The following is a 2,031-nucleotide window of genomic DNA, read 5'->3' on the forward strand; positions in this document are numbered from 1 at the left end:
GGCCGTAGGGGCCCGGTTGCGGTGGCTGCTGGCCGTACGGGCCGGGCTGCGGTGGCTGCTGGCCGCCGTACGGGCCCGGCTGGTGGTGGCTCATGGCGTGGTTCCCCCTGGGAGCGCTGGTGTGATGCCGCCATCCTGACGCAGGGGCCCCGGTCCGCGGACCAGGGCCCCGTTTTCCGGCGTCGTTCGGGCGGCGTGCCGTCAGAGCTTGACGCGCACCTCCTTGCGCAGCTTGGCGGAGGTGGTGGCGGCCTCGTCGAGGTCGACGGACGAGCCGGAGAGGGCGCTCGCCACGTCGGTGCCGACGACGTAGCCGATGGTGCTGTGGTCGCCCCAGATGCAGGTCGAGGCGGACATGGCCTTCGATCCGGTGGAGCCGGTCGTGGAGCCGGTGGTGCCCGCGCCGCCGCCGATGTCGACCTTCATCTCCTGGCACTTGAGCACGGCGCCGTCGAGCTCGCTCGGCGTGTACTCCTTCGGGCTGCCCACCAGCGTGACCTTGCCGCCGTTGGCGGTGGCGCCCTCCTGCTGCTTCTTCTCGGCGTTGGCGAACATCTTGTCGACGACGCCCTCGGGGTCGTCGATCTCGCCGTAGACACCGCCGAAGCTGAGGATCTTCTGCGCCATCGGGTTGTCGTCACTGCCCGACTGGTACTGGGCGGTCACGTCCTTGGCGTTCTTCACGCCGGCCGCCTCGGCCTTGTCGAGGTCGACACCGCTGGTGCCGCCGTTGCCCGGCTTCTTCTTGTAGTCGACGAGGACCGTCTCCGGCGTCGTCAGCTTGTGCGGGCCGTCGTCCTTGACGCCGCCGTCGTCACCGCCGCCCGCCACGTTCGACGAGCCGCCGTTCTTGCCGCCCTTGTCGTCGTCGCCCGCGAAGGCGAAGTAGCCGCCGACCGCCGCCGCGGCGACCACGACGACCGCGGCGATGGCGAGTCCCACCTTCTTCCCGCCGCCGCCTCCGCCCGGCGGCGGGGGCGGGAACTGACCGGGGCCCTGACCATAGGGGCCGGGCTGCTGGGGCTGGCTGAAGCCCTGCTGCGGGGCCTGCTGGGGGTAGCCGTAGCCGGGCTGCGGGGCCTGCGGCTGCTGGCCGTAGGGGCCAGGCTGCTGCGGCTGCTGGCCGTATGGACCGGGCTGCGGTGGCTGCTGCCCGCCGTACGGGCCCGGCTGGTTGTAGCTCATTACTGGGGTTCCCTCCCGATGCTTATGTCTGACGAACATCCTGTCGGACGCGGGGAGGGCGCGGGGCGGCGGGACCGGATCGATGCGCAGTTGTTGAAGGGCTGTACCAGAGCACGGACCTGGGCCGGATGTGCGAGGGGTCCGGAGCGCTCGGCACTTCCGGACCCTTCATTCACCTGTGCGGTACCTGTGCGCACCTACGGCGGATATGCGCACCTCTGCGGGATGCGCGTGCTCACGCCTTGACGCGGGCCGCCTCGCGCAGGTCGGTGGCGAACCGCGCCACGTCGTCCGTGGGGATGCCGTCGCCGCCCTTCAGCATGGCCGTGGCGTCGATGCCGAAGACGATGCCGTACGTGCTGTGGTCCGCCCAGATGCAGATCGGGAGCCGGGTCTCCTTGTCGTCGTCCTTGATGTTCGCGCTCCGGCACTTCATCACGGCGTTGTCGAGGCCGTCGGGCTCGAAGGACTCGGGGCTGCCGACGAACTCGATCTCCTCGTCGGGGTCACTGGACTTGGCGGACTCCTTCTCCGCGTTCTCCTCGGCCTTGGCGAAGCCGTCGTCGACCGCCTTCTCCGGGTCCTCGATCTCGCCGTACATCCCCTGGAAGCTCATCTGCTTCCCGCCCTTGAGGATCTGGCCCGACTGGTACGCGGCCGCGACGTTCTCCGCGTCCTTGATGCCGAGCTCCGCGGCGTTCTTCCTGTCGCCGGAGCCGAGCGGGCCGTCGTCGGGGGCGTCGCCGCTGCCGCCCTTCTTGTACTCGCCCACCGAGGCGGGCAGCACCAGCTTGTGCGCCCCGTCGTCCTCGACCGAGGCGGAGCCGCCCCCGCCGAGCACGAAGT

At 70.7% G+C, this 2,031-nt stretch carries 1 protein-coding gene and 1 pseudogene; both read right to left on the reverse strand.

Annotated features, from left to right (window positions below):
* Positions 1–201: 201 nt before the first annotated feature.
* Positions 202–1,185: a hypothetical protein gene (locus AB8Z36_RS39085; protein WP_369218112.1), complete on the reverse strand. Its 984-nt coding sequence runs from the start codon at positions 1,183–1,185 to the stop codon at positions 202–204.
* Between the two features lie 235 nt (positions 1,186–1,420).
* A pseudogene (locus AB8Z36_RS39090) lies at positions 1,421–2,031 on the reverse strand (hypothetical protein); the annotation flags it as partial.

The organism is Streptomyces flavofungini, assembly GCF_041028215.1.
Lineage (GTDB): Bacteria > Actinomycetota > Actinomycetes > Streptomycetales > Streptomycetaceae > Streptomyces > Streptomyces flavofungini_B.